Here is a 7,702-nt window from a genome sequence, read left to right on the forward strand (position 1 = left end):
GGATACGGGCCGTACCGACCGAGGCTAACCCACGCCGAGCCCGCGCTCAGGACTTCTCTGCGGCCGTCTTCTTCGCCGCGGTCTTCTTCGCGGTGGTCGTCTTCTTGGCCGCGGCTTTCTTGGCGGTGGTCTTCTTCGCCGGGGTCTTCTTGGCCGCGGTCTTCTTCGCCGCCTTCTTCACCGGGCCACGAGCGCGCCGGTCGGCCAGCAGCTCCGAGGCGCGCGCGTCGGTGATGGACTCGACCTCGTCGCCCTTGCGCAGGCTGGCGTTGGTCTCGCCGTCGGTGACGTAGGGACCGAACCGGCCGTCCTTGATCACCATCGGCTTGCCGGTGGCCGCGTCGTTACCCAGCTCGCGTAGCGGGGCCGCGCTCGCGGCCTGCCTGCCGCGGCGCTTCGGCTCGGCATAGATCTTCAGCGCCTCGTCGAGCGTGACGGTGAAGATCTGGTCCTCCGACGCCAGCGACCGCGAATCGGTGCCCTTCTTCAGATACGGGCCGTACCGGCCGTTCTGCGCCGTGATCTCCTCGCCGGACGCCGGATCGGAGCCGACCACCCGCGGCAGCGACAGCAGTTTCAGCGCGTCGTCGAGGGTGATCGTGGCCAGGTCCATCGACTTGAACAGCGAACCGGTGCGCGGCTTGGGCGCGGCGGCCTTCTTCGCGGTCTTCTTGGCCGGCGCCTCTTCGGCGGCGGGCTCGGGCAGGATCTCGGTGACGTAGGGACCGAAACGTCCTTCCTTGGCGACGATTTCGTTCCCGGTCTCCGGGTCGGCGCCCAGCCTGCGCCCTTCCTGCGGCGTCGAGAACAGCTTCTCGGCGGCCTCGGGGCTCAGCTCGTCGGGCGGAAGATCGTCGGGCAGGTTCGCCCGCTGCGAAATCAGATCACCTTCGGGGTCATCGGGATTGACGACCATCCGCTCCAGATACGGCCCGAAACGGCCGACCCGAACCACGACGTCGCGGCCCTCGGCGTCGGTGAAGAGCTTGATCGAGTTGACCTCGCGGGCGTCGATGTCGTCGAGCTGCTCGCCGACCATCTTCTTCAACCCGCCGGAGCGCGCGACCGAACCCTCGACGCCGTGCTCGCCGCCGAAGTAGAAGCTGGACAACCAGTTTCCGCGCTGCTCCCGGCCGCCCGCGATGGCGTCGAGATCGTCCTCCATGGCGGCGGTGAAGTCGAAGTCGACCAACCTGCCGAAGTACGCCTCCAGCAGCCCGACCACCGCGAACGCCACCCACGACGGCACCAGCGCGCTACCGCGCTTGTACACGTACCCGCGGTCCAGGATCGTCTTGATGATCGAGGAGTACGTCGATGGGCGGCCGATGCCGAGCTCTTCGAGCGTCTTGATCAGCGAGGCCTCGGTGTAGCGCGCGGGCGGATTCGTGGTGTGCCCATCGGGATTCAGCTCGACCGCCGTGACGCCCTGGCCCTCTTCCAGTGCGGGAAGCCGGGATTCGGCGTCGTCGGACTGGCCGCCCGCCTCCTCGTCCACGCTCTCCACGTACGCCTTGAGGAAGCCGGGGAAGGTGATCGTGCGACCCGACGCGGAGAACACGCACTCCTCGCCGGTGCCCGCGACGCCGGTGATGCGCAGCGTCAGCGTGGTACCGCGCGCGTCGGCCATCTGCGAGGCGACGGTGCGCTGCCAGATCAGCTCGTACAGCCGGAACTCGTCATTGTCGAGCCGCGCGTGCAGCTGTCCCGGCGTGACGAAGGTGTCGCCCGACGGGCGGATCGCCTCGTGCGCCTCCTGCGCGTTCTTCACCTTGCGGGTGTACTGGCGCGGCGTGGGATGCACGTACTCCGCGCCGTAGAGCTGGGTCGCCTGCGAGCGGGCCGCGGCGATCGCCGACTCCGACAGCGTGGTCGAGTCGGTACGCATGTAGGTGATGTAGCCGTTTTCGTAGAGCCGCTGCGCCACCCGCATGGTTCGCTCGGAGGTGAAACGCAGCTTTCGACCCGCCTCCTGCTGGAGGGTGGACGTCATGAACGGCGCATATGGCTTGCGGGTGTACGGCTTGGCCTCGGCCGAGGACACCACCAGATCCGCGCCGTCGAGCGCCTCCGCCAACCGCCGCGCGTAGCCCTCGTCGAGGACGATGACGCCGTTGGTGGACTTGAGCTGCCCGTCGGGTCCGAAATCCCGGCCGGTCGCGACCCGCGCGCCGTCGACGTTCACCAGCCGCGCGCCGAAGGTCCGCGGATTGGTCGCGTCGGCCGCCTCGCCCGTGCCCGCGTCCAGCTTGGCCGCGATGTCCCAGTACTCCGCGGAACGGAACGCCATCCGCTCCCGCTCGCGCTGGACGATCACGCGGGTCGCGACGGACTGCACCCGGCCCGCCGACAAGCGCGGCATGACCTTCTTCCACAGCACCGGGCTGACCTCGTAGCCGTACAGCCGGTCCAGGATGCGCCTGGTCTCCTGCGCGTCGACCAGATCAGGATCGAGCTCGCGGGTGTCCGCGGCCGCGGCCTGGATGGCGGGCTCGGTGATCTCGTGGAACACCATCCGGCGCACCGGCACCTTCGGCTTCAGCGTCTCCAGCAGATGCCAGGCGATAGCCTCGCCCTCGCGGTCGGGGTCGGTGGCCAGATACAGCTCGTCGGCGTCCTTGAGCAGGCTCTTGAGCTCGGTGACCTTGGCCTTCTTGTCCGGGCTCACCACGTAGATGGGCTCGAAATCGTTGTCCACGTCCACGCCCAGGCGCGCCCACGGCTGCCCTTTGTACTTGGCGGGCACGTCCGCCGCACCGCGCGGCAAGTCCCGGATGTGGCCGACGGAGGCTTCCACCGTGTAGTTGCGGCCCAGATAGGGCGCGATCTTGCGCGCCTTGGTCGGGGACTCGACGATCACGAGACGACGCAGGGGACGGCCCTGGTCGGCTGCACCGCGGTCTCGTGTTGCCACCGGCGAAAACACCTTTCCTTCTCGACCCGCGCGGCGCGCTGGTGCGCGTTTGTGCACGGTTTGGGGCAAGCGGCGGCGACGCTGACATCGCTACCAGTCACGTTTATACCTTGACGCTGGCTGTGGTCGAGGCTTGCGACCCGAACCACTGAGCGTACGTGATCACTGCCGATCAGTATGCCCTGTTGTTTGCCGCGCTGGTACGCGTGCATTCGGCTGGTGCCACTCGTCCCCCGAGTAATGGGGACGCGCGGCTGTTGGATGGTTTCTCCGTTGTATACGGAGTGAGGGGGCGACCGGATGTGTGGTCGGGCGCCAATCCCTATGGACGTCAAGCGGCTTCGGCGCGTTTCGGGGCTGGGGCTGATGCGCGCGGTTCCGTTCGCGACCGGCGTGCCGGCGCTCGGCCGTGGGGCGAGCCGAAGCCGATGAACTCCGCTGCGGCGAACATGCGGCACCGTGCAGCCAACAAACCGATCGACCAGGCGCCGAACGGAGGTCGGCCACTCGGTCGGCGGACGACCCCGAGGCGCCGATCGGGTTGCCGTTAGGTCCTCGAGCTGCGGTTTTGCGTCACCGACCGGCTCCACGTGGGAATGCGCGCTTCCTCCGGAGCGGCGCGAGGGTTCGCGAACCGCCCCTTTCGGGCGCCAGCCGATGGGAAGTCGTACCGATTGGTACGGCGGGGCATTTTGTTCATATTTTTCACGAACAGAATGCCCTTTTCGACCTACCCCGGATATAGCTCGTCCCCCACCTCCGGTCACCGGTGGTGGGGGACGAGCTGTGGATCAGCGTCGCTCAGCTGAGCGCGCGAACTCCAGTGGCCTGAGGGCCCTTGGTGCCCTGGCCAACCTCGAACTCGACCTTCTGGTTCTCCTCGAGGGTGCGGAAGCCCGTCCCCTGGATCTCGGAGTAGTGGACGAAGACGTCAGCGGAGCCGTCCTCCGGCGCGATGAAGCCGAACCCCTTCTCCGCGTTGAACCACTTCACAGTTCCCTGTGCCATTCTGTTCCTTCTCTTTTCTTACCGGAACGGCGGACAACTGGGTTCGTCCACCGGGTCCGTTCCGACCGCTGTACTCTTGGTTCCCCCTGCAGGAAAGCACCAAGCACACCGTTCGCAACATCGATCCTGCTGACGGTTTGGACTTTGGATCCGTCCCTCGAACACAGAAGCTTGCGACCAGGAACTAGTGAACCATGTCTTCGAGCAATTCAACAGTCGAGTTACCGACAATTTGCAAAAAAGTTGATCTTGCGAATGCGCAGGTGAGGGACACAATGCTCGAATCCGTACTTCAGGTTCGTTTGCCCTTGGATAACCGGGACGGCATCTGGCAAACCAGCTGTGACCCAGGTCGCTATTTGGTATCGAAATGGCTGGTGAGCCTTCCCAACCACACACGTTTCACACTTTCCTCGCGTGTCGGGATCGCCACACCGTGAATCCAACCGACCAGGTGGCGCGAAACGGGCGCGGCAGCGGCCCCGGATACGGGCGATCGTTGCTGAACCGTGTCCAAACAGAGGGCCTGGATGCCGATCCCCGGCTGACGCACGTCGTAGAGCTGCCCGCGCGGCCCGCGGGCGTCACCGCGTGGCCGGATTGGGCGGCTCCTGACGTCGTCGAGGCGCTGCGTAACACCGGGATAGCGGCGCCCTGGACACATCAGACCAAGACCGCCGACCTGGCGGCGTCGGGGCGGCATGTCGTGGTGAGCACGGGAACCGCGTCCGGTAAATCGCTCGGCTACCAATTGCCCGTGCTGACCGCACTACTGGAGGACCCGAAGGCAACCGCCCTCTATATCTCTCCCACCAAGGCGCTCGGCGCTGATCAACTGCGCGCGATCGGCGCGCTCACGCACGAAGGCCCGCTGCGGGATGTGCATCCGGCGACGTACGACGGCGACACACCCGCCGAGATCCGCCAATGGGTGCGGGCGAACGCGCGGTGGATCTTCACCAACCCGGACATGCTGCACGTCGGCATGCTGCGTTCCCATCAGCGCTGGGCCAGGGTGTTCCGCAGGCTGCGCTACGTCGTCGTCGACGAATGCCACGCCTATCGGGGCGTCTTCGGCTCGCACGTCGCCCTCGTCCTGCGCAGGCTGCGGCGGATCGCGGCCCGCTACGGCGCCGATCCGGTCTTCGTGCTGTGCTCGGCGACCACCGCCGAACCCTCGGCCGCGGCGTCCCGGCTGATCGGCGCGCCCTGTGTCGCCGTGACCGAGGACGGTTCGCCGCAGGGACCGCGCACCGTCGCGCTGTGGGAGCCGCCCCTGCTCACCGCGCTGACCGGCGAGAACGGCGCACCCGTTCGCCGCTCGGCGACCTCGGAGGCGGCGCGGATCATGGCCGACCTGGTGGTCGAGGGCGCGCGAACGCTGACCTTCGTCCGTTCCAGACGCGCCGCCGAACTCACCGCGATGGAAGCACGCAGGCTGCTCGCGGAGGTGGATCCGACGCTCGCCGAGCGGATCGCCGCCTACCGCGCGGGCTACCTGGCGGAGGACCGGCGCGAGCTGGAGACCGCCCTCTCCGACGGTTCTCTGCTCGGCGCGGCCAGCACCAACGCGCTGGAGCTCGGCGTGGACATCGCGGGCTTGGACGCGGTGGTGATCTCCGGTTTTCCCGGCACCGTCGCCTCCTTCTGGCAGCAGGCAGGCCGGGCGGGCAGGCGCACCCAGGGTTCGCTCGTCGTGCTGGTGGCCAGGGACGATCCGCTCGACACCTTCCTCGTGCACCATCCCGAGGCGTTGCTGGACAAGCCGGTCGAGGCCACCATCACCGACCCGCGCAATCCCTATGTAGTGGGACCGCAGCTGTTGTGCGCGGCGCTCGAACTGCCGCTCACCGACGCCGAAGTGGACGAACTCGGCGCACGAGAGGTCCTCGCCGACCTCGCGGCCGAGGGCCTCATCAGGCGTCGCGTGGCAGGTCGGGACGGCGCCGCGCGCTGGTATGTGACCGCGGACGCGCACCCGCACGACAACGTCGACGTGCGCGGCGGCATCGGCGCGCCGGTGGCCATCGTCGACGGCGAGACCGGCAGGCTGCTCGGCACCGCCGACGCCGGGCGCGCCCCCGCCACCTTGCACCAGGGCGCGGTCCACCTGCACCAAGGCGAGACCTACGTGGTCGACGAGCTCGACCTGGACGGCGGCGTCGCGTTCGTGCACGCCGCCGAACTCGGATGGACCACCAGCGCGCGGCAGGTCACCGACATCGCCGTCGAAGCGCTCACCGAACAGCACCGGCACGGGGCCGTGACCAGCGCGTTGGCGCAGGTCACCGTGACCAGTCAGGTGATCGGCTATCTGCGCACCCTGCCCACCGGCGAGGTCCTCGACCTGGTCGAGCTGGATCTCCCGCCGCAGACCCTGCCCACCCGCGCGGTGTTCTACACCGTCACACCCGAGCTCCTCGCCGCCGCAGGCATCGACCCACGGCAAGCGCCCGGCGCGCTGCACGCCGCCGAGCACGCCGCGATCGGCCTGCTGCCCCTGGTCGCCACCTGCGATCGATGGGATATCGGCGGCGTCTCCACCGCCGAGCACCCGGACACCGGTCTGCCGACCGTCTTCGTCTACGACGGCCAACCCGGGGGCGCAGGTTTCGCCGAGCGTGGCTTCGCCCAGCTGCGCCGCTGGCTCTCGGCGACCCTGTCGGCCATCGACTCCTGCACGTGCACCGCGGGCTGCCCTTCGTGCGTGCAGTCGCCCAAGTGCGGTAACGGCAACCATCCACTCGACAAGGGAGCCTCGGCACGACTGCTGGCTGCCGTACTGGCCGAGCTGAACGGGCCCGCCGAGACCGGCATTCGCGCAGGTGAAGACGCAGATCTCGGTTCGTGACGGCAGCGTCCTCCCGGCGTGACCGAAGCGCCATCTACGCGGCGGTCACCGGCTGTCGGCTGCCTCGCTCGACCCGTCCCGTCCCATACCGTCGGGGCACGCCGCCCGCCCGAATAAAGAGGATTAGATTCATGTTAACTAGGGCATTGCCACGCCCCATACCACTCGACGTGCGGATTCATCGCCAAAGAATTTCCGTACCCGTGCGTAAAATAGATATCGCATCGTAATTATTCGATTATTCCTATGGCTGAATTCGTGGTTCGGAACTAACACTGACCAGTGTTCGTACACATCGGTCACTGTTCCTCTGCGACCGGTCCCGCCCGAGCAACCGCATGAACAGTCCGCACTCCGAACAGACCCATTGGTATATTCCGCGCCACCGCCACGGTCGCGTGCCATCCATCGATCCGGCACTCACTAATCCGCGATCCCATCCGCCGCGCCACCTCCTCCCCCGCCGCGCATCCCGCCTCGGCCCCGCCGTCCAATGCCCCGGCCGCCGCCAATGCCGCCAGATCCGCCCCCGCCTGCGCCCGATGCCGCGCGACGACGACCATCCCTACCTGCCCGATCACCAGCGCCGCCGCGATCAACCCGATCAGCGCCACGCAGGCGAACACCGTCGCTCCACCCCGCTCCCCTGGCTCACGACGCGATCGATCGCTCCCTTTACTTCCGCGCCCCGCCCCCAGCCCTGGCCATGACGGCGGGCAACGCAGCGCCGACCCGGTCTGAGGCACACCGACCGCCGACCGACAGCCCAACACCACGCCAGGCCGACACACACCTACAGCTGACCGGCAGCCCAACGTCGAGCCGGACCAAGGCACACCGACCCTCGACCGGCAGCCCAATACCGCGCCGGGCCCACGCACACCAACAGACGACCGCCAGCCCAACGCCGCATCAGGCCGACACACGCG

The 7,702-nt window shown here is 67.9% G+C and carries 4 protein-coding genes; 1 reads left to right on the plus strand and 3 read right to left on the minus strand.

The window, feature by feature from the left end; all coding sequences use genetic code 11:
• Positions 1 to 46: 46 nt before the first annotated feature.
• Both topA and ACRWNM_RS14140 read right to left on the minus strand, forming a co-directional pair.
• Complete coding sequence (topA, locus tag ACRWNM_RS14135) at positions 47 to 2,860, minus strand: type I DNA topoisomerase (protein ID WP_431967455.1); 2,814 nt, start codon at positions 2,858 to 2,860, stop codon at positions 47 to 49.
• 855 nt (positions 2,861 to 3,715) lie between these two features.
• Positions 3,716 to 3,922 carry a cold-shock protein gene (locus ACRWNM_RS14140; protein ID WP_019044597.1) on the minus strand — a complete coding sequence of 69 codons (207 nt, stop codon included), beginning with the start codon at positions 3,920 to 3,922 and terminating at the stop codon, positions 3,716 to 3,718.
• 436 nt (positions 3,923 to 4,358) lie between these two features.
• Between ACRWNM_RS14140 and ACRWNM_RS14145 the strand changes: the two genes are divergently transcribed.
• Positions 4,359 to 6,773, plus strand: coding sequence for a DEAD/DEAH box helicase (locus ACRWNM_RS14145; RefSeq protein WP_431967404.1), 2,415 nt, complete (start codon positions 4,359 to 4,361; stop codon positions 6,771 to 6,773).
• Positions 6,774 to 7,072: 299 nt separating this feature from the next.
• Here ACRWNM_RS14145 and ACRWNM_RS14150 read toward each other — a convergent pair whose 3' ends face one another.
• The gene (locus ACRWNM_RS14150) at positions 7,073 to 7,399 is read right to left on the minus strand and encodes an Rv3654c family TadE-like protein (protein WP_431967406.1); all 327 of its coding nucleotides are present in this window, start codon (positions 7,397 to 7,399) and stop codon (positions 7,073 to 7,075) included.
• Positions 7,400 to 7,702 lie beyond the last annotated feature (303 nt).

Origin of the sequence: Nocardia sp. bgisy134, from assembly GCF_965341865.1 — a bacterium.
Lineage (GTDB): Bacteria > Actinomycetota > Actinomycetes > Mycobacteriales > Mycobacteriaceae > Nocardia.